Origin of the sequence: Caryophanon latum, assembly GCF_001700325.1 — a bacterium.
GTDB classification, from domain to species: domain Bacteria; phylum Bacillota; class Bacilli; order Bacillales_A; family Planococcaceae; genus Caryophanon; species Caryophanon latum.
In genome coordinates, this window is record NZ_MATO01000084.1 from 1 (window position 1) to 19852 (window position 19852).

Below are 19852 nucleotides of genomic sequence, written 5' to 3' on the forward strand. Positions count from 1 at the left end.
GTGGTGTGAGAGGTCGGGAGTTAATCACTCCCTCCTACTCGATTCACATAGACGTAGCACATAAGTGAATAGTATATTATGCGACATAATAAGCTGCGTAAAACAACAAAAAACATTGCCAGCAACAGCAATGCGATTAATGACGTACAAAGTATTATGAAAAACGAAGCGTGTTCATACGCCATTTTTATGCAATGAAATCCATCATTTTCAGCAACAAACTGGCTCTTCACGATAACGTGCAATTGCTTTTCCACGTCGAGGCAGGCTTACGGTGATAAACGAACAAACTGGAAATAATGCTGCTAATTAACTGGCGTGATGAAAAACAGTGACGCGCCATTTTATTTACTTTTCTGCAATATGAACGAATAGTTTGTTCATTGTGTCGTAAAAATGCTTTTAACTGAAGAGAAATCGTCAATGTATCGGTTGTATGACAGCATGTGAAGTCAATTTAAATATGTTTGTAAACGTATTGTAATATAAAATTGATATGATTGTTTTCGAAAGTTAGTAAATATCAAAAAAACATCAATTACTATGTGAATTATATTCTAGAAAAGAAGAGGTATTTTAAACATGAACACAATGACTAAAAAAATGGCAGCAGTAGCAATCGCATCAGCGGTCGCATTTTCAGGAGTGGCGAGTGCCGAAGCAGCAACGTATAAAGTAAAATCAGGAGATACATTATCAAAAATCGGTTCAAAGTATGGCGTATCATATAAAACGATCATGAACCAAAACGGCTTAAAGTCAACACGTATTTATGTCGGACAAAAGCTGCAAATTGGAGGTACAGTAAAAGCGTCAAAATCATCATCCGCATCATCAGCAAAAGCATCGGCAAACGGCTCAAGCGTCATTACAAATGCGAAGCGCTACTTAGGAACACGCTACGTATTCGGAGGCTCATCGCCGCGATCAGGCTTTGATTGCTCAGGGTTCATTTATTACGTTTTAAATCAATCAGGCAAAAAAATCGGGCGCACATCAGCAGCTGGCTACTACAATATGGCAAAAAAAGTTTCATCTCCCCGCGTTGGCGACTTAGTATTTTTCAGTGGTACATATAAGCGTGGTGTTTCGCATATCGGCTTTTATATCGGTAACGGTAAAATGATTTCAGCTAGCGGTAAAAAGGTGAACATTGCTAACATTCGCTCAGGCTATTGGGGCAAACATTTCACAGGCTACGGTCGCATTTAATTTCTTATGATATGGTGAGCTATCTTATGCATTGTATAAGGTAGCTTTTTTATCGTCGCATGTGTATGTTTTGCTGTTTTAGGGAAAGGCAGTTTTATAAGGGAGGGATTTTTATGGGAAAATGGTGGATGATCTTCATTGCGTACGTCGCGATGGTGACAGTAAATGCGCTCGCGAATATTTTGCCAATTAACGGCATGGAAACGTCGGTCATATCAGATAAAATCGACGTGCTCTTTACACCAGCAGGATACGTTTTTAGCATTTGGGGTCTTATTTATTTACTTGTCGGTGTATGGGTCGTGTTGCAGTACAAAAAAATGAAAGGAAATCGGGCGCATACGGATCGCGTTTATACGATGTTTATCGCCTCGTGCGCATTAAACATCGCGTGGTTGTTTTGCTGGCATTACGAAATTTTCGCTATTGGGCAAGTGCTCATGTTTGCGCTATTAATTTCGCTCATTTTATTGTATCGTTCGTTTGACGACAGCGGCTTTAGTGGGCGTTTACCGTTTTCAGTGTATTTAGGATGGATTTCGGTAGCGACGATTGCGAACATGGCGTATACACTGAAGCATTATGATATTAGTTTAGGCGTGAGCGAGCCAGTTGGAACAGTCGTGCTGCTTGTTGTGGCGGCTGCGTTAGCGCTACTTGGGCAATATCGTGAAAATGATGCGCTATTTACAGCGGTGTTTATTTGGGCGATTATCGGCATCGCGCAAAGCAATACAGAGCAGCTCGTTGTCATTGGGGCATATGTCGCAGCAGCGGTCATTTTTATCGGCGGCATCGCAATGTCATTTTTACCAAACAAAAAGCTTTACGCGTAAAACTGTGCGAGAAAGTAGAAGAGTTATGTCTACTTTCTCATCTTTTTTTGTTGCACATATGTTATGATAATAGTTGGCAATTATAACTTTCACTAGCGTGGCACTATTCATTCACGATATAGTTAAAGCTGAAGTCGTTTAATGAAAGGGCGGTAAAAAATTTGCAGCAGTCAAGTTTAATTTTAGAAGGTGGCACATTTCGAACAGTGTATACAGCGGGTATATTAGATTACTTTTTAGAGCAGCAACTACATATACCATACGTCATTGGCATATCAGCAGGAGCGATTGCCGCATGCTCTTACGTGTCGAGACAAAAGGAGCGTACGTTTCGCGTCATTGCGAACTTCCGCCATGATAAACGTTATATCGGTGTTCAAAATTTCTTTACAAAAGATCGCAGCTATTTTGGACTAGATTTTTCATACAATATCCTTCCAAATGTAATTGATCGATTCGACTGGCAAACGTTCCAGCAACACGATGGAGACGTTTTATTTGGCGTGACGAATGCCTATACAGGTGAAGTTGAGTATATGGATGGCAAACAAATGGATACGACATGTCAGCTTCTTCGTGCGACATGTGCGATTCCACTATTGTTTCCTGAAATTAAACTAGACGGAACGCCGTATTATGATGGAGGTTTAAGTGAGTCGATCCCCGTTCGTAAAGCGATTGAGGATGGCTATAATAAACACGTCATCATTTTAACGCAGCCAAAAGGATACGAAAAAGCATTAGACCGTAAAGGGAAATGGACTGTGAAGCTGTTTGAATATAAATATCCAAAACTTGCAGCACAGATGAAACAACGAGCAGAGCGCTACAATGAAACACTTCGCTACATTGAGGAGCTTGAGCGTAGCGGTAAAGCATTCGTTTTTCGTCCGACATATGCGGTCAATAGCTTTGAAAAGGATCGATTCCAATTAAAGCGAAACTATGATATGGGCTATGCGCTTGCTAAACAACGATTTGATGAGCTGCAGCATTTTTTAGCACACTAGTGAGCAGTCAAGTAAAAACTGAGGTGATAGTATGCGACAGTATCGGCTTCTGCTTGCCGTAGTCTTTGTCATTTTCGTGTTGACAATTTCAACGACAACGCGTACCGCAGCAGCATCCGATCCAGTGAAAATTTTATTTATTGGAAATTCTTTTAGTGAAGATACTTCCGCATATCTTTACAACATCGCAACGTCAAACGGCAAAAATGTCGTCGTTGCAGAAGCACATATTGGAGGTATGGGCTTAGCGGATCATGTTGAGCGTATTAAATCGAACAAAGCGGAATATCGCTACGTTCGTTACGATCATACAGGACGCACAACGATCAATAAACGTACACTCGGTCAATTGCTACGAGCAGATGATTGGGATATCGTATTTATGCAACAAAATTCTCAAAACTCAGGTGATCATAGCACGTTCCAACCATATTTAAACCAGCTGCATGATTACGTGTTACGCAACGTTAAAAATGCGACGCGCGTAAGAGTTGGCTTAAACGGTACGTGGGCATATGCAACGACGTATCATTCATTCCCGTCGTATGCACCGAACCAACTCATGATGTATGATTCAATTACGAAAGCATATAAAGCAGAGCTAAGCTTACGTAATTACGATTTTTACATTCCGTCTGGTACAGCCATTCAAAATGCACGAAGTAACGGCGACGTCATTTCGAAATATGGCAAAGAATTAACGCGCGATGGTATTCATTTAGAAACAACGATCGGGCGTTATACAGCGGGGCTTGCGGCATACAAAGCAATCTTTGGAGCAAACGATGAACGAAAGGATTTCTTTGTGCAACCGCAAAACACGGAGGAGCAAGTGCTACTGAAGCGTTACTTGAATGAAGCGGCGAATGCGGCGATTAAAAATCCACATAGCTTTACAAAAATCGATTACGATCATGTGAAATATGTATATTATCGTCAGCGCATTTCACCAATTGTGGAGAAAGTAAGCGATGCAAATGGCAATGTGTACACAAACTTAACGGTCATTGATTTAACCGCTGCTAAAAAGGACATTCAAACGTTTTTAACGCGTGCGAATGTACAGCGCTTAACAGATAGTTATGTGGAGCTTTTCAAAAAAATCGATACACGTATTCAGCAAGTTCAAAGTGAGGGGGCGCTCGTAGCCGACTTACGTGCGCGTTATGGCACAATGTTTGAAATTTCGGAAACGGCGATTAGCATGTATGAAGATCGTACGTATCGACAATATTCAGATGTATTAAACCAACTAAATGCACATTATAAGCTAACGACAGACGTTACAACTGCTAATAAATTGTTAACGATGATTGAGGCAGTAGAAGCTTATATGTTATCACTTGATCGAACGTACCAAATGTTTTTTGATAAAGTTAGTTCCATGCACAATATTTTCGGTGAAAGCTTTGCAGTACGAGCAACAGAAGTGTTAGCGCTTTACCCGACAGTATCGGCGTATTACATGCTAACAAAAGATGTTGTGTCGAAAGTAGAGGACATTGAAGAGGCAAAAAAGGACTATGACGCCTTTCAAGAAACGATTGAAAATGGCAAAGCATATGCGAAAAATCCTTTAATCACAAACGATGTAAATAAAGTGTGGAAAATCGGTTTTAATGATCGTTTAGAAGAGGAAATTTCAACAGATCGAGTGACGGTCATGAATCAATTTGGAGAGCGTCATGAAGTAATTGTAAAAGTGGAAGATAACAAGCTTATTGTCACACCAGCGAAGCCATATATGGAAGATGCGCTGTACTACATCGTCATTGAAAAATGGCTACGAGGACAGGAGCGTTTATTAAAGGAGCAGCAATATATTACGTTTATTGTTAAACAATAAACACGATAAAAAATCCGAGGACTTTACGATCCTCGGATTTTTTTTATTTTATGGTAGCATGAAGAACTGCTGCGCACATACGTCGCATTGCGTTTGCACGGATGCCGTTGCGGGCTGTACGCGCATTGAAAACTCCTGCTGTAAAAACTGAACGAACTGCTCGATCGTTAACGGCTGTGTCACTTCGATTTGTCCGACGTCCTCAAAGCAGTCGCAGCCTTGCTTTTTTTCTGCTAGCATGAACACTTGTGGCTCAATTTCGTACGCAACGTGCGGCGTCAGTGTTTCTGATAAAAACGTACTGTACATAATGCCGTGTGATGTATATTTTTCAAAATGACCGATGCGCATTGCAGATGGCGTCCAGTTCGACGGGGCAGGTAAGCATATTTGACAACGTGTCGATTGCTCATATATGTCCTCGTCGCTTACTGTTACGTTAAATAAATGCTGTACTAAGTCGCGCTCAGAAATGTTTGTAAAGCGTTTTACTTCTACTTTGCCTGCTTCCTCGATACACTTACAAGCACTTTTTTGCACGAAAATTTTTGCCGTATGACTTTCTTGTGCCTGCTTTACGAAAATCGTCGTCGCATGCGCAAGTAATGTCGGCGAGAAACCGATTTTCGCAAATGCAACGGGTGAGTGATTTGTATAATGTGTTTGTGCATAATAGCGCATCGGCGTCCAAATATGAATGCATTTGTCGCAATGAAGCGGCAGTGAAAGCATGTCGTCACGTACGGTTACTGTTTGATCAAAATATGTATGCAGTGCATCTGCAGATGGCGGCTCGTTCGTATGGAATGTTTCAACAATTACATTCGTTGCCTTCGCAAAACAGTTACACGTTGCTTTTTTTGTATAAAGAGAATAGTGATGGGCATGTACAGAAGGCACGGAATGATTATGTACAAGAAAAGCCTCACCACTCAATTGCTTTGGTCCGTAGTTTGATTCGATATGCACATCGTCGTTGTAAAATGCTGCATCAAAAAAATCGCCATTGTAGCTCCACATTGAAGAGAAAGCCCCCTTATAAATACTGTTTTCCATATTATACTTGAAATGCGAGCATTAAGAAATGTGTGATTCGTCCTTACTATTTTCGATTTGTTGACGTACCGCTTGCCGAAACGTTGACAATCGTTCATCGATGAACGCCGCGACGTAGCATTTATCCATTCGCTTAAAGCGCAAAATAATTTCTGTTTTACGGTGACGTCGCATCGTTAGGCGCTCAATCGCATAATATGGCAGCACTTCAAAAAAATCGCCGTAATGTCTAGATGACGTTACGAACAACAGCCGCATATTCGTGGCGATGAGTAAGCCATGCATTTGTTTATGAAACTCAGGGGCTGCACTTACAGCGATTGACGAAAGCACTTGCTCATCTGGCGTTAATACTTCCTTTTCAGCGTACATAATCGATTTACGGAAGCGGCGAATGGCATTACCATGACCGATATATTTTCGCTGCAATGCAAATTCATTTTCTAGACGTTTAAACAACATAGTGTCCTCCATACATTATCCGACTTATCAATTTAAATAAATAAATTAGTCTATAAGAAACTTTAATGCATTATTCGCTAGCATGCAACGTAAAAGGTAAGGCTCACATGATAATTTTTCCTACATAACAGGGTATAATAAAAGCGAATAGGAAGCAGTTTGAAAGGAGTTTTTCATATGAACGAGCAAACAGTAGCGAACGGTTTTCGACAAGTAAGTGACGTTAATTTACGCGCCCTTTACGTCATCGTTAAAAAATTACATGCAGGTCACGTAATGGCATCAAAAGTGACCGATCTAGTATCAGGCGAACAGCGATTGTATAAAAAAATCCAGCGTGACATTGAGGCGTATACAGCAGTTGCAGATGCGCAAGTACAGCTCGGTTTATTATTAGAAATGGCACAGCAATTAAAGTTACCGAAAGTGCCGTTAACGGACGACAAAATCGTGTTGCTACAAGTGCAAGCAATGATTGAGCAATTATATGTAAAATACGAGACACACGACAAACTAGCACCGATGCTTGCAGGTCATGTGAAGCCACTCGATGCTATTTTAGCTATTCATGCGACACAGCTACAGCGATTTTTCACGAGCGCATTAAAAAAGCTAACAGGTGAAGAGCGCGAGCAAGTATATGAGGCACTAAGCAGCTATATCGAGGATGACACGTTGATTACATTAAATGATGATGTTATTACTCAAGTGCTACAGGCGCATGCACCGACGGATTATTGTAAGCAAATTGAAGTGACAGCGATATTAATTGAAGCATTGCCAAACGTTAAGCTAGAAGAATCACTTGATCGTGTGCTAGCTATTTTCATTCATCCTAGTTTTTTAAAGTTTGATGTATTTGGCACGACTGCGTTTTCACTATCTAAACAACTTGATAATACGCGCACGTTATTTTTAGGATTGGCACTTACTGTTTTAACCGTTATCGGTGCTCGTTATGAGAAGGCAGATATACACGTTTTAGCAGCGCATTGGCAGCATGTCGTCAATCAACGTGCAAAGCTACAGCTCGACATTGACGCACTGCGCAATCATATCGGCCAGCATGAGGCGTTGCTTCTTCAGTTTGGCGCGCAACTTGACGCGAAGGAGGAGGAAATTCAAAAGGCCGCGTATTATGTGCGACAGGAAAAAGAAAAGTTATATGCCGATTTCAACGTCACGCGTGCTGACATGGAAATTACGGATACAACCTATCATACGTATTATAAGCGATTTAAAGAAGCGGAGCGTGAAGTTGCAGCGTTACGTGAAAAAAATGAAAATGGACAGTCACAGCGTTCGAACTCTATTTTTTCAAAGCTAACGTCGAAAGTAAAGGCGACCGCGAACAATGTATCAATCAAATCGAAGGAGCGCGAGAAAAAAAAGCTGTATGAAGGCATGATTGATTTATTTATCGATTTAGATAGTCGTTATTTAGCGAGCGAAAAAGCAGTCATTCGTCAGCTACAGGCGAACGTCGATGCATTGAATGAAGAAAAGGCAGTTATTGAAGGGGAGCGTGCACCAATTTTAGCAGCGATGCGCGACTTGCAGCAAAAAATAAACGATAAAGAAAAAAATATTGCGCATATGGAAAAGCTGTTTTATAGCATTGACGTCGGCACACCGAAAGAATTGACAGCACCGCGTCCATTACCAGCAATTGAAACAGAGATGATCGATTTAGAAAATATAGAAATAATGGATAAAGACGTATAAGGCAAGGAAAAGTTGCAAAAGTGACAAATTTGTAAGGTGTGAACTAGTTGAAGAAAAATATTGTACAATGCTATTATTAAATCATTGGTTAGCGATAGAAGCATTTCCGTGTTGTCGGGGGTGGGGGCTGCTAGCGAGGGTGGCCCTTTCTATTGCGTACATACGGCGTTACTAAACAGTTTAGGGCTATGCCATCAGTCGCGTTGACTGAAGCATAGCCCTATTTTTATACCCATTTTTAGTGAAGAACGTCGCCTTCTACGTTTGTAATCATAATGCTGCTTTTATGAACAGTTATACCGTCAATCGTTTCAAGATGCTGTTGAATGAAAGCTACAGCCTCTTCAATTTTAGCATCTGCAATTTCAGGATTCGTTAATAAAATAACAGTCGCGATAGCAACGGGTGGGTCTTGTTCGTTATTAGCTGTAATGGATACGTTTAAATCTTGCTCAGGAAGCGCTAAAATCGAAGCTAGCTGTGCTGAGATCGTCGTTTGTGCGCTCGTTAACGCTGACTCAACATCGGCTGTAATCGGTGTTGCTTCCGTTACTTCCTTGCTCGTGTCATTACATGCGACTAGTAGTAAGCTGACTGCTGCCGCTGCGATTAACATTTTCTTCATCGAACATCACCTTTTCTCATTTTCTCAATTATTAGTATACGATACTTTTGAGAAAAGACATACTGCACGCTCTACTTTTTTAAGTAGCGATTAGTTGTACAATGCGCGGTATAGCCAAACAGCTAAATGCTCACGTGTTAAATGTTTATTCGGATAAAAGTATCCTGCATCGCCTGTTGTAACGTTGTTTGCGGCTAATGCTGAAACGTACGGATATTTATCTGAGTTCGAGGGTACATCGATAAAGGATACGTTGTTTGTCGCTTTAAAAGTAAAATATAGCGTAAACATTTTTGCAATTTGCCCGCGCGTTACGATGTTTGAAGGATACATAAAATTGCCGTCGCCGTTAATGATGCCGCCTCGGTAAAAGCGTTCGAATACAGCATAATACGGATATGCCCGCTTTAAATCCGAAAACTCACGCATGTCGCGAATCGGTAGCACGTACATGTCAGGCACGCGGTCTAAAATGTTAAGCGACTGCGCACGTGTCACATACACACCCGGCTTAAATGTGCCATCCTCGTAACCTTTTATTACGCCTAAATTAGAAAGTGCCGTAATTTCTTTGTAATAGCGATGTGTTATTGGTACGTCTGAGAAGCTCGCTGCGTTCGTAGTGAATGTGAAAACGGTGCTAAGTAATAAAGTGAAACAAAGAGCGGTTAGTTGTTTTTTCATCGAAATCGTCTCCTTCATAAAAATATGTGTAGTTCCTTCTCGAAAACTCAAAATGCTTTAAAAAGTGAAGTAATCGAGAAGCGTTTTTTTTAGTATAGTTCTTATTGTCTGAAAATTCTATGTCGCTATATGTCTAGGAAGAAAAAGGAATATGAAGTGCTATGAAATAGGAAGCAATAGGGAAAAAATGAAGCGAATGATAATGTCGTATAAAAGGAGTAAATAGAACAATGAACATTGAACGAGCAACAAAACATGATGCAGAAGCACTAAGTATATTAATGATGCGTGTTGAGCAATCGGGTATGATGATGGCAAATCCAGGAGAACGTCAATTAACGACAGCACAAATGGAGCGATTGATCGAGCGTTTACAATCGCCAACGAGTGCGTTATTTGTTGCTAAAGATGAGGAAGTTATCGGTTATTTAATGGTGCAACAGGAAAACATGGCACGCACGCGGCATCGAGCATCGAGCATCGATTGCGATTGGCGTCGATGAAAAAGCGCGCGGGCAAGGCGTCGGCACGAAATTATTCGAAGCGTGCATTGCATGGGCAAAGGAACAAAAAATCCATCGTTTAGAGCTCACGTATATTGCACATAATGATGCCGCTGGGGCGCTTTATAACAAGATGGGCTTTTGGCAAGAAGGGGTGAAACAGCACTCATTATATATCGATGGTCAGTATGTGAATGAATATTATATGGTGCTTCTTCTATAATTTAGGTTTTAATACCCTGAAATTGTCATCTTTTCGCAAAAAAATTAGAGAAATCGCGTTCTTTTTCAAGTTAATAAATGTCATTTGCTAAAATCTATAGTAGAATTAATAAGATATAGGTTTGTTAGGAGGTTCTATGGAATGCATGAAGAAAAAAATAGCTTAACAGTGGTTGAGCAATTGCAGCAATTTGAAGAGAAGTATGAGCAATTATTTCAAGGTGTTGCAATCATTAGCGAAGTAACAATGGACGAAGGTGACTACGACAGCGTTCTGGAACTAGTAAAACAAGAAATTGAAACGGCAGACCATGCGACAGCGACAACAGCAGTATGGACAGTTGCACCAAAAACGATGCTGTTATTCACGACAACGTTTGCGATCAATGCATACGATGCAAACTTTTGGCAAACGGTGAGTGACGAGCTAGTATTACACGATGCAAACTTATGGCGTGATGCGTTCATGACGGCGGTTGAAGCGTCAGACGTGCATACATTTAAAGCAGCAGGCGTACAAAAATATACAGCGAACATTCTTGGGCATACGACAATTCCACGTGCGCAAGTAAAAACGTTTGTAACGCGCATTATTCAGCCGGCAATTGAGCATAGCTATAGTGCAGAAAATATTCAGACGATGATGCAGCACGATGCGAAAGCAACACCAGTGAAAAGCCACGGCTTAATTCGCGCGGTGAAGGACTTTGTAAAGCAGCAAGACATTATTGTAACGGACGTATTAACACGTGCGATGAACATTTGGAAAACGCAAAACCGTCCGTTCGTTGACAATTTCGCAGGTGTGTTACCGCAGCACTTATTACAAGAGTTCGATGCGATTACGGTGAAGACACCTCGTAAAGCAGCGGAAGTTATTAAACTTGCGACAGAGCGCCCAGTGCTACGCTACAACTTAGCGGCACAACAAGTGGAGCTTTCGTTACCAGTGCAAACGTTCCGCCGTCAAGTAGCGCAAACGATTTGGACGGTGAACGATGAAACGATTCAAACAGCACGTTACGCGTATGAAAATGGTGAAATTGACTTTGAAGCAATTTATCAAGTGCCAGCAACACCAACGACGACGTACAATGTACAGTTAACAGTAGATGGCGTTGTACAAGGCGAGTGGTTTTTAGCGACGGAAGATTTCATGTACTTCGATGCGACGACGTTTGAGCAAATTCAAGCACAAGAGTTTAGCGCGAAGCAAGTGATCGCTGTATTTGCGAAAAAGCATCAAAAATTTGCTGCAATCGATGGTATCGCGGTAACACCAACAGCTTTAAAAGGCGAGTGGAGCGGTTACACAGCAGCGGACGTACATGTGCATAAAGCATTCGCTTACAACAACGGCGATAAGCGTTTAGTTGTGTATGCAACAGCTCGCCAATTTTTATTAAAAGGGCAAAAGCAAAAAGCAGTTGTATCGTCTGTACCAGTGTATAACGGCAACTTCTCGGTCGTAATCGGCAAAAAGACATTTGCGTCACTTGAAACAGCAAACGTATGGACGTTAACGTTAACGCACGTACAAAGCGGTGAATTTGTAAGCATTAACGTAAAAGAGCTTGAATTAGTAGAAAATGAACTAGGTCACTTCGAGTTACCGTTCGTTGATGCATTCACAGCGTTTATGACAGACAAGCCAGGTCATTACACAATTCAAATGACGAGCGTGCTCGGGAAAGATGCGAAAACGACTTTCGTATACGTACCAGAAAACGTTGTCATCATTGAGCAAGTCGATAACAAAGTGTTATTCCAAACAGAGCAAGGCTACAAGCTTGTACCGACAAATGTATATACGCACGTATTCTCGGCAACGAAAAACGAAGTAACGGTACAAAATATGTATGAGACGTTACACGTAACGTTAACGATGCCACGTACGAAAGAAAAGCTACACTTCACGTACTATCCGCAACAAGTAGCGGTGTCAGTTGCGTCTAACAATGTCGTAGCACCACTTGGTCATATGACGACAGCGAAGGACTTTGACTTTGCGACAGCAGCGCTAGTGATCGATACAGATGCGACACACGGCTATACAGAAGCAGACGAATTAGAAGTTGTCGTATATGAGCAACTACAAGACGGCGCGGTAAATGAAGTCGCGGTAACAGCACATACGACGCATACAGATGCATTATCACTTGCACAATTTGCGGACGCAACGAACACAGCAGACGTGCGTACATTACACATTCGCATTGATGCATTAGAGCTAGATGCACCGCTCGTAACAGTATACCCAAGTTACGAAATTGCTGATGCAGTTTCAACAGAAGGTACAATTAGCGTCTTATTTACAGAAAACGTACAAGCAACTGTACGCGTATTTGATTTCGTAACACGTGCGCTTGTTACATCAGTAGAAGCAAACGGACAAAAAGTAACGATCGACGTACCAGCAGGGCATTACATCGTTTCGTTACAAGAGGACGAAGCGTTCCCAACAGCTTTATCGCCACGTATGATTACTGTAGCTGTTCAAACAGAAGAAACGTTTGCACAGGCGCTATTATTCGGTGAGCAAAGCGATGAAGGCGAGTGGGAAGAGGAAGCATTATTAAACCTTTTATCACAAGTGTATGAGTATGAGGAAGTGTACGTGCCAGTATTAATCGAGGATTACATGACATGTGTAGATTTCGGGATGATTAACATCGATGCACTGCAAAACTTAATTGCAACGTTCCCACAAGAGGCGCGCACGAGCAGCTTATTAATTTCTGGCTTCCAGGAATGGGATCACGTATCTGTAGAGCGCGCATTAGGTGATTCATACGTGCTTGTAAACGACAAAGCACAATATGCACCGAAAAAGCTTTCTCAATACGACGATTACAAAATTCCACAATTACGTTGGAGCTACAACTATCACGTACAAGGACAGCAAGTATTAAAAGGCTTTAGTTTAACGCATGAAGTGTTAAAAGCATTTACGAAGCAGCAAACGAAAGCGGAATTAAACGCAGCTGTTGCGTTCGTACAACGTTACACAGAGCCGCTTGATGCATTATTAACGAAATATGCAGCAGAGCCAATGGTTGAAGCATTTGCGGCAACGTTAGCAGAGCGTAAAGACGAAGCATTCGTGTACACATGTGGCTTATCAGCGTTTTGGAATAGCATGCTGTTTTACCATGAGCATACGCTACAAGCTGAAGAAGTGGCGCTTATTCGCGAAACGACACCAGCACTATACACGATGGCAACGAAGCTATTTATGCATGACTTAGTATTTTGGCATGCAAAGCTTGACGCATTCGACGAGGCACAAAAAGAGCAAGAAGCACGTCGTAAGCAGTTTGAAAACCCATCATTCGGTTGGAAGCGATAAAAAAGAAAAGAAAAAGCATCGGAACGTTTGACGTTTTCGATGCTTTTTCTTTTTGACTATAGTTATTTCGTAAGCATTAATTTTTGATAGCAGATGAATTATTAATTATTACATACAATATTTGTATTATAATAATAGCAAGAGATTAAGGGAGGTAGTGAACATGGATACAATATTTAATACATTATTAAGTATAGGAGATTCTTCTTTTGTATTTAAAAAATCAACATGTCGTCATAATATCGTTAAAGGGATTATCTCATTAGAAGATCATTGGAAAACAGAACAACAAGTGAGCGAAGTCGAAAATCGAAAAGAAATCATGACACCATTAGCTAAAAGTATGGTGCATTTAAATTGTTTATTGGAGGCAAAAACATATACAGATGAAAAGACGTATTTACATATTGTTGTTGCGGAATTGCGAACAGCAGTTGAACAATGTTTAGCATCAGAAGAAGTTAGTTATGCTCAGCGTGGACACCTCCAAATTATGCTAGCGTATACATGGTTATTGCTCGGCGCAAAAAATGATGCACGTACATATTTTTTACACGCACAGAAAAATTATCAAAAACTATACAGCTTAATTCAAGAGGAAATACATGAAGTAAATTTACTCATTAAGTACCCAAATATTCATAAAGTAGAAAAAAAGAAAGCAAATAATGATTTCGTCGATATTGGAGTAGATATTGTTTTTGACGTAGGAATCGATGTTGTTGGTGCGTTCGTTCCTGGTGCGGGTCTTATTAAATATGCGAAAAAAGCGATGAAAACGAATGTATTAAGCGCAATTGAAACAGATGATCATGCTGCATTAGCAGAATTCCAACTGACAGAGTTAAATATGTTAAAAAGTCAGCTAGTAGCATCGCAACAAGAAATCGAGCAGTATGTTGATTTTTTACAGGACGTTTTATATATTTTGCCATCTGTTGATACGACGGTTGAACCTGATAAAATGGAAACAATTAAACAAGCAACGAAAAATGCTTTCGCGTATTCAACGACAGTGGTAGGAAATTTAAAAGAAACGATTGCTGACGACAAGCTAAAAAATACAGTAACGGGCTTATTCAAACGCGCTTCTAAAAATAATGATGAACAGCAATCATAAAGAACCCCTCGAAAGTGTAAACAATGGTGTTTACGCTTTCGAGGGGTTTTGTCATGTTATTGGAACTTCGCTGATTTGAAAATCGCTTCATACACAGCAGTGTCATCTACTGTCGATGTAATCATTTCAGCTACGCCGTTTTCATCTTCTTCCGATGCAGAGATGGAGTTACCATCTGAAGCGGCGATGTAATAGTCGTAGCCTTTGTAATTTTCACGCAGCACTTCCCAGTTGCCATCTAATGATGGAACTTCGCCGTGGCGGTACACATGAAGGCGCACTAATACATTGCCGTCTTTTTCAATGTGTAATTCCGTCATCGTTGGGAACGTCATCGTATAGTTCGATGCCGCTTCTGGTAAAGTAAACGACATTCCCCATGCACCGACTTCATATGTCGTCTCTTCAACGGTTTCAACAGGCTGCTCGACGCTTAAAAATGCCATTTGCTTCACGCGCTCTGTTGCACTTGCATCAATCGTATATGTTTGTACATCAAAGCCTTCTTTTTCAACGGTCATTGTATAGCGCCCTGCTGGTAACTCTGCACGGTATGTACCTGTTTCATCCGTCGCCATTTGCATGTACAGCTCTTCTCCGTCATAAACCGACACCGTTGCTTGTGCAAGTGGCGCGTTTGTGTCCGCATGAAGCGCTTTGCCAAATACGTACGGCTCTGCATTGAACGCAACATCGCTCGTTAAATACCGGTAATAAATAGCCGCGAAGTGCTTTCGTTTAACGGGCTCATTTGGAGAAAACTGCTTTTTGTTATAGCCTGTCATGAGTCCGTGCGATACTAAAATATCAACGTACGGCTTAAACCAAGCATCTGCTGGTACGTCGTCAAACTGCATTACTTTTTGCTTCGGGTGCAGCTGTAAATCGTACGCTTCAACAAATGCTTTCGCTAATTGCGCACGCGTTAATGCATGAGCGGGCTTAAATGCTTTCAGCTCGCCATCACGCTGTCCGTTTAAAATACCGAGTGATGCAATTTGCATAATGGCATCGTAATCGCTATGCTCGGGCAACACGTCCGTAAACATCAGGCTGTCGCTCACCGTGCTCGGCTGCAATTGACGCGTGAACATGCGCGCTGCTTGTACGCGTGTAATCGTTTGTTCAGGACGGAATGTATCGTCCTCATAGCCTGCAATAACGCCGCGCTCTGCTAAGTACGTTACCGATTCGATGTAACCTTCAGACACATCTGTAAACGCACCGAATGCAGTTGTCGGGCAAAGTAGCGCAGCTGTTAACGTTGCTGCTAATAGTCGTTTTTTCATGAATGACACCTCCAGTTATAAGTATAAAGTAAGCGTTGGGAAATAAAAACAACATTTATTAACGAATAACGGTTGTGACCATGAGCAACGCATAAATGCAAACGACCGCAATAATGCTGATAATGAACGATACGATCGGCGGTATTTTTTTGAAGAAAAATGACACAATGAGCGCGATGATCGCAAAGAGCGAGGCGAATAAAAAGAGCACTGACTGCAAATTGACGACGAAGCCGATGACGTTGCTAGCGCCAATCGTTACGTCGGGGTGGAACCATTTAAAAATAGGCGACACAAGCTCCTCACTTAAATATGCTCCGTGTGGCGGGTTTTGCTGAGAAAATGCGCTCGTGACGATAAAGATGAGGCTCAGTAATATCGCCTCAAAGCGAATCCACGGAAGCGGTTGAAACGGCTTGTCGCGCAGTAGGAAAAAACGCGACACCGCCGTATTCGCAAACGCAAATAAAAAAATCGGTACGAGTAGTAAATGCTTCATAAGCAGCCCTTGCCCGTAATCAATCATCCATGCGTTAATGTAACCGTCCACCATAATGTCCATTAACATAAAGCCACTAATACCAATGATTGCTAAGCAGCCGACTGCGGTATACGTAAACCAATTTAAAAAGGCGAGCCAATTGTTTGTATCTTTTGCAAAAAAGCTAATGACGAGCAAAATACCAACCCAAACGCTCGCGCCGACTAAATGTAGCGTATCGCTTACGATGCCTGTCGTCGCATTCAATGCCGCCGCGTGACTTGACCAGGCAACTGATACGATGAGCAGCGTTGTTAGCACGATGCCAACGTAAGACGCGACTTTTGATGTAGCAGTCGTACGCATAAGCAGCACGACGAAAACGAGCGCAATCAATAATGTCGCATCCCATGCTGTGCCGACTGTATACGTTGTCAGTACAATCGATAGCGCGTTCGTAAAGCCAAGGCGCGGAGCAATGTATAGCGTAATGTCCAGTACGGGTAAAAAGGCGGCGAGCGGAATGAGCGCTGTAACGACGACGAGTACTTTTTGTCGTACGACGACGTTTGGACGCAACTCACTCGGGATAATGCGTAAAATGAATGTACCAAGTAGCAACGCAAAACAAATGTATAGCACCGCTTGGCTTAATAATACGAATAGCTCCATTGATTATTCCTTACGCATAACGAAGAAAAATACGCCGCCGACTAACGCAACGACACCGATCGCTACACCTAACAGCATCCCTGCAGAAGGACCTGTTACCGTTTCTTCCGCTTCGACTTCTTCTGTAGCAGTTGCGACCGCTTCGTTGTCACTTTCCGTTACGGTTTCTTCTACAACTTCTTCGACAACAGGCGCGTTCACCGTTAATGTATATTCGCCTTCTAACGGATGTCCGTCCTCGCTAATAATGCTCCAATCAACTGTATAAGAATCGTTCGGTAGCGGCTCATCAAACGAACCAGTAAGCGTGTTCCCGTCGATCGCTACGTTCGCTTGTAGCACGTCCCCCGTTGAAGAAATAAAATCAACGTAGCTACCTTGCTCGATATTGCCGTCAAACTGTAGCGTCACTTGTTGCAGCGGCTCGACAACTGTTTCACCAGCTGCTGGCGTCGCTTCCTTTAAAGGTGAATGGGCAAATGCACTCGTACTAAGCGCCGCACCGATGACAGTCGCAGCCGCAAAGCTCATAAATCGTTTCATCAAAAAACCTCCTTCATAAATATGACACGCCTTCTATTGTAGCGGAAATGCAAAATAATTCGAGCGAAAGCGCTTAACGGTATGTAAAACGTGCGCGACTTATGTAGTTTTAGCTTTATGACATACGCTGCACCTTCTGACTCGTCTCAAGTCGCATGCCGCTATGCACAAATGACTAATCAACGCATGTATAGTTTCATCTATAGAAAAAATGGAAAAAGGTAACTACCCGTTAAACGGAAATCGGAAACGTCAAAGGGGACGACAATGAATACACAGCAAAGTTTACCGATCCATATCGCAAAACGTTTTTTTGATTTATTAAAATTTAATATGACGCGCACGAAGTCAAGCATGTGTGTCGCTATCATTAAAATAATCGAAAGCAATGCGCAACAGCTCGCGGAAATGGAAACCTTTTTATTAAGCGAAATTCGTAAAAACGATGTGCTCTTTCATATGCAAGAAGGATATGTTGGCATTTTATTAACGCAAAGTGGCGAGCGCGAAACGTTAGCGTTTTTACATCGGTTATTCAAAAATTTAAATGAAGAAATCGTAGCGCACGTAACCGAAATTCGCAATGAGCAGGCGCAATTTCCACACATTATTGAAGCGGCGGTGCAGTATTTGCAGTACGCCACAAAGCGCTCACATATTGAGGTGAACACCGCCTATAATGAGCCAGAAAAGGAAACGGTTAAAGTAAGCATTATCGAAAACAATGAAATTTTTCGCAACGTGCTACAAGCCGAGGTAAACAACTTACAGCTCGCCCATTTTACGCTACAGACGAAAAGCTTTGACGATGGGCAGGCTTTTTTACAGTCGGATTTTTATCATTCGTCGCATATGCATGTCGTCATCGTAAACGACGTGCTGCCGCGAAAAAACGGCATGGCAGTGTTGCATCAGTTGCGCAATATGCCAAATGAGAAAAAGTTCATTATTTATATGATGACGAATCGATTGTCAGAGCAAGATATGATTACCGCCTATAAAGCAGGTGTTGATTACTATTTAATTAAGCCGTTTAATTTACGTTTATTTGAAGCGCAAATTCAGCGTGCATTTGAGAGGTTATGGACATGACACTTTCACCAACAGTTTTATTACTCATTATTGCATGTATTGCCGCACTATTAGTCATGTTAATTGTATACATTGCGTATAAACGATTTACACAGCAACGTTTATTCGCTGCGCGTGATGCGTATATGGAACGATACGAATCGCTTTGGTATCGCTATTTAGTGGAAAATGAGCCGTTTGACGATGCGATTGTACCGAAAACGAAAGGCGCATTTTTAGCGGTAGAGCAGCTATTACTAGCGTATGTAGATAACGTAGCGGACGCACAAATTCAACAAAAAATATCGGATTTTGCACAGCGTTATTTGTCGAACTATTACCGACATATGCTTGCACAGCACAAATGGAGCCGTCGCATGAACGCATTGTACCGCATTCACGATTTTCAGCTACATTCACTGCTAGCACCGTGCATCGCGCTGTACGACAAAAAAGCGACGACGCGGGAAGAGCGCTATGTGTTAATGGCGATTTTTGCGAAATATGCGCGCGAAACGTTTGAGCAGCACTTATTTACGAAGTGCTATGCATTTTCGGAGTTTGAATATCGCCGCATTTACGTGACGCTACCGAAAGCACAGCTGCTCGATTTAGTGACAAACATTGAGCGATTGCCGACTGCTTCGGCACAATATGCGCTCATCGATACACTCGGTGCGATGAAAGATTTGCAGTATGTTGAGCAGCTTACGTTATTGCTCGGTGCAGACGATGCCGAACTGCGAATTCGCGTGTTAAAAAACTTACACGCACTTAGCTGGATTGATGATGTGACGCTGTACGAGCCGTTCGTTCAATCGGTCATTTGGGAGGAGCGCTTAATGGTAGCGAAAATTTTACAGCACGTGCCGCTTGCGTATAGTGAAGGCATGTTAAGCGTGCTGCTAGAGGACGAAAACTGGTGGGTGCGTCAACAAGCCGCTGAAACGATGATGCGCGATCCAAACGTGTTAAAGCGCAACATGGAGACGACGACTGACCGATTCGCTAAAGATATCGCCCAGCAAGTGTTAACGAAAGCGGGGATTGTAACATGATGATTGAATACGTCATGCTATTTTTTGGCACGTTTATTTTATTTTATCACTAGTGTCGCATTAAAATAATTTAATGCGTTAAATCGAA

The 19852-nt window shown here is 41.8% G+C and carries 18 protein-coding genes; 11 read left to right on the forward strand and 7 right to left on the reverse strand.

Annotated elements, in window-relative coordinates:
- Positions 1-582: 582 nt before the first annotated feature.
- The 4 genes from A6K76_RS15925 (at position 583) to A6K76_RS15940 (ending at position 4904) form a co-directional block, all read left to right on the forward strand.
- Entirely contained in the window at positions 583-1212 is a 630-nt protein-coding gene (locus tag A6K76_RS15925; protein WP_066466582.1) for a C40 family peptidase, read from the forward strand.
- Positions 1213-1325: 113 nt separating this feature from the next.
- A complete protein-coding gene (locus A6K76_RS15930; RefSeq protein WP_066466583.1) occupies positions 1326-2048 on the forward strand; it encodes a TspO/MBR family protein in 723 nt (240 codons plus the stop codon).
- Between the two features lie 161 nt (positions 2049-2209).
- Entirely contained in the window at positions 2210-3058 is an 849-nt protein-coding gene (locus tag A6K76_RS15935; RefSeq protein ID WP_066466584.1) for a patatin-like phospholipase family protein, read from the forward strand.
- Positions 3059-3089: 31 nt separating this feature from the next.
- Positions 3090-4904, forward strand: coding sequence for a DUF4886 domain-containing protein (locus A6K76_RS15940; protein ID WP_066466585.1), 1815 nt, complete (start codon positions 3090-3092; stop codon positions 4902-4904).
- A gap of 48 nt (positions 4905-4952) precedes the next feature.
- Here A6K76_RS15940 and A6K76_RS15945 read toward each other — a convergent pair whose 3' ends face one another.
- Both A6K76_RS15945 and A6K76_RS15950 read right to left on the reverse strand, forming a co-directional pair.
- A complete protein-coding gene (locus A6K76_RS15945; RefSeq protein ID WP_066466586.1) occupies positions 4953-5924 on the reverse strand; it encodes a hypothetical protein in 972 nt (323 codons plus the stop codon).
- Between the two features lie 57 nt (positions 5925-5981).
- Positions 5982-6422, reverse strand: a complete 441-nt coding sequence (locus A6K76_RS15950; protein ID WP_066466587.1) for a PH domain-containing protein — start codon at positions 6420-6422, stop codon at positions 5982-5984.
- 177 nt (positions 6423-6599) lie between these two features.
- Here A6K76_RS15950 and A6K76_RS15955 point away from each other — a divergent pair, with 177 nt between their 5' ends.
- Positions 6600-8147, forward strand: a complete 1548-nt coding sequence (locus A6K76_RS15955) for a coiled-coil domain-containing protein (protein WP_066466588.1) — start codon at positions 6600-6602, stop codon at positions 8145-8147.
- A gap of 238 nt (positions 8148-8385) precedes the next feature.
- On the opposite strand, the gene A6K76_RS15960 is transcribed toward A6K76_RS15955, so the two are convergent.
- Together A6K76_RS15960 and A6K76_RS15965 are read right to left on the reverse strand one after the other, a co-directional pair.
- Positions 8386-8772 carry a hypothetical protein gene (locus tag A6K76_RS15960; RefSeq protein WP_066466589.1) on the reverse strand — a complete coding sequence of 129 codons (387 nt, stop codon included), beginning with the start codon at positions 8770-8772 and terminating at the stop codon, positions 8386-8388.
- Between the two features lie 90 nt (positions 8773-8862).
- On the reverse strand, positions 8863-9456 hold the full coding sequence (locus A6K76_RS15965; RefSeq protein WP_066466590.1) for an S-layer homology domain-containing protein: 594 nt from the start codon (positions 9454-9456) through the stop codon (positions 8863-8865).
- A gap of 230 nt (positions 9457-9686) precedes the next feature.
- Between A6K76_RS15965 and A6K76_RS16675 the strand changes: the two genes are divergently transcribed.
- The 4 genes from A6K76_RS16675 to A6K76_RS15980 all read left to right on the forward strand — a co-directional run bounded on the left by A6K76_RS16675 (position 9687) and on the right by A6K76_RS15980 (position 14650).
- Entirely contained in the window at positions 9687-9959 is a 273-nt protein-coding gene (locus tag A6K76_RS16675; protein ID WP_139108724.1) for a GNAT family N-acetyltransferase, read from the forward strand.
- The gene (locus A6K76_RS17325; protein WP_425393892.1) at positions 9946-10182 is read left to right on the forward strand and encodes a GNAT family N-acetyltransferase; all 237 of its coding nucleotides are present in this window, start codon (positions 9946-9948) and stop codon (positions 10180-10182) included. Before A6K76_RS16675 ends, A6K76_RS17325 begins: the two co-directional genes overlap by 14 nt.
- 141 nt (positions 10183-10323) lie before the next feature.
- Positions 10324-13530: a hypothetical protein gene (locus tag A6K76_RS15975; RefSeq protein WP_066466591.1), complete on the forward strand. Its 3207-nt coding sequence runs from the start codon at positions 10324-10326 to the stop codon at positions 13528-13530.
- Between the two features lie 163 nt (positions 13531-13693).
- The gene (locus A6K76_RS15980) at positions 13694-14650 is read left to right on the forward strand and encodes a hypothetical protein (RefSeq protein ID WP_066466592.1); all 957 of its coding nucleotides are present in this window, start codon (positions 13694-13696) and stop codon (positions 14648-14650) included.
- A gap of 56 nt (positions 14651-14706) precedes the next feature.
- Here A6K76_RS15980 and A6K76_RS15985 read toward each other — a convergent pair whose 3' ends face one another.
- From A6K76_RS15985 to A6K76_RS15995, 3 genes are read right to left on the reverse strand one after another with little or no spacing between them, the layout of a single operon-like run.
- On the reverse strand, positions 14707-15939 hold the full coding sequence (locus A6K76_RS15985; RefSeq protein WP_066466593.1) for an S-layer homology domain-containing protein: 1233 nt from the start codon (positions 15937-15939) through the stop codon (positions 14707-14709).
- 58 nt (positions 15940-15997) lie between these two features.
- On the reverse strand, positions 15998-17092 hold the full coding sequence (locus tag A6K76_RS15990; RefSeq protein WP_066466594.1) for a copper resistance D family protein: 1095 nt from the start codon (positions 17090-17092) through the stop codon (positions 15998-16000).
- Between the two features lie 3 nt (positions 17093-17095).
- Positions 17096-17635: a copper resistance CopC family protein gene (locus tag A6K76_RS15995; protein WP_066466595.1), complete on the reverse strand. Its 540-nt coding sequence runs from the start codon at positions 17633-17635 to the stop codon at positions 17096-17098.
- A gap of 267 nt (positions 17636-17902) precedes the next feature.
- Here A6K76_RS15995 and A6K76_RS16000 point away from each other — a divergent pair, with 267 nt between their 5' ends.
- Positions 17903-18727: a response regulator transcription factor gene (locus tag A6K76_RS16000; protein ID WP_066466596.1), complete on the forward strand. Its 825-nt coding sequence runs from the start codon at positions 17903-17905 to the stop codon at positions 18725-18727.
- Entirely contained in the window at positions 18724-19764 is a 1041-nt protein-coding gene (locus A6K76_RS16005; protein WP_066466597.1) for a HEAT repeat domain-containing protein, read from the forward strand. The genes A6K76_RS16000 and A6K76_RS16005 overlap by 4 nt, the downstream gene beginning before the upstream one ends.
- Positions 19765-19852: the final 88 nt, after the last annotated feature.

What these genes read in the sequence shown, in the direction of transcription:
- A6K76_RS15925 (WP_066466582.1), top strand. Translation starts at nt 583, where the DNA reads ATGAACACAATGACTAAAAAAATGGCAGCAGTAGCAATCGCATCAGCG.
- A6K76_RS15930 (WP_066466583.1), top strand. Translation starts at nt 1,326, where the DNA reads ATGGGAAAATGGTGGATGATCTTCATTGCGTACGTCGCGATGGTGACA.
- A6K76_RS15940 (WP_066466585.1), top strand. Translation starts at nt 3,090, where the DNA reads ATGCGACAGTATCGGCTTCTGCTTGCCGTAGTCTTTGTCATTTTCGTG.
- A6K76_RS15945 (WP_066466586.1), bottom strand. Translation starts at nt 5,924, where the DNA reads ATGTGGAGCTACAATGGCGATTTTTTTGATGCAGCATTTTACAACGAC.
- A6K76_RS15950 (WP_066466587.1), bottom strand. Translation starts at nt 6,422, where the DNA reads ATGTTGTTTAAACGTCTAGAAAATGAATTTGCATTGCAGCGAAAATAT.
- A6K76_RS15955 (WP_066466588.1), top strand. Translation starts at nt 6,600, where the DNA reads ATGAACGAGCAAACAGTAGCGAACGGTTTTCGACAAGTAAGTGACGTT.
- A6K76_RS15960 (WP_066466589.1), bottom strand. Translation starts at nt 8,772, where the DNA reads ATGAAGAAAATGTTAATCGCAGCGGCAGCAGTCAGCTTACTACTAGTC.
- A6K76_RS15965 (WP_066466590.1), bottom strand. Translation starts at nt 9,456, where the DNA reads ATGAAAAAACAACTAACCGCTCTTTGTTTCACTTTATTACTTAGCACC.
- A6K76_RS16675 (WP_139108724.1), top strand. Translation starts at nt 9,687, where the DNA reads ATGAACATTGAACGAGCAACAAAACATGATGCAGAAGCACTAAGTATA.
- A6K76_RS15975 (WP_066466591.1), top strand. Translation starts at nt 10,324, where the DNA reads ATGCATGAAGAAAAAAATAGCTTAACAGTGGTTGAGCAATTGCAGCAA.
- A6K76_RS15980 (WP_066466592.1), top strand. Translation starts at nt 13,694, where the DNA reads ATGGATACAATATTTAATACATTATTAAGTATAGGAGATTCTTCTTTT.
- A6K76_RS15985 (WP_066466593.1), bottom strand. Translation starts at nt 15,939, where the DNA reads ATGAAAAAACGACTATTAGCAGCAACGTTAACAGCTGCGCTACTTTGC.
- A6K76_RS15990 (WP_066466594.1), bottom strand. Translation starts at nt 17,092, where the DNA reads ATGGAGCTATTCGTATTATTAAGCCAAGCGGTGCTATACATTTGTTTT.
- A6K76_RS15995 (WP_066466595.1), bottom strand. Translation starts at nt 17,635, where the DNA reads ATGAAACGATTTATGAGCTTTGCGGCTGCGACTGTCATCGGTGCGGCG.
- A6K76_RS16000 (WP_066466596.1), top strand. Translation starts at nt 17,903, where the DNA reads ATGAATACACAGCAAAGTTTACCGATCCATATCGCAAAACGTTTTTTT.
- A6K76_RS16005 (WP_066466597.1), top strand. Translation starts at nt 18,724, where the DNA reads ATGACACTTTCACCAACAGTTTTATTACTCATTATTGCATGTATTGCC.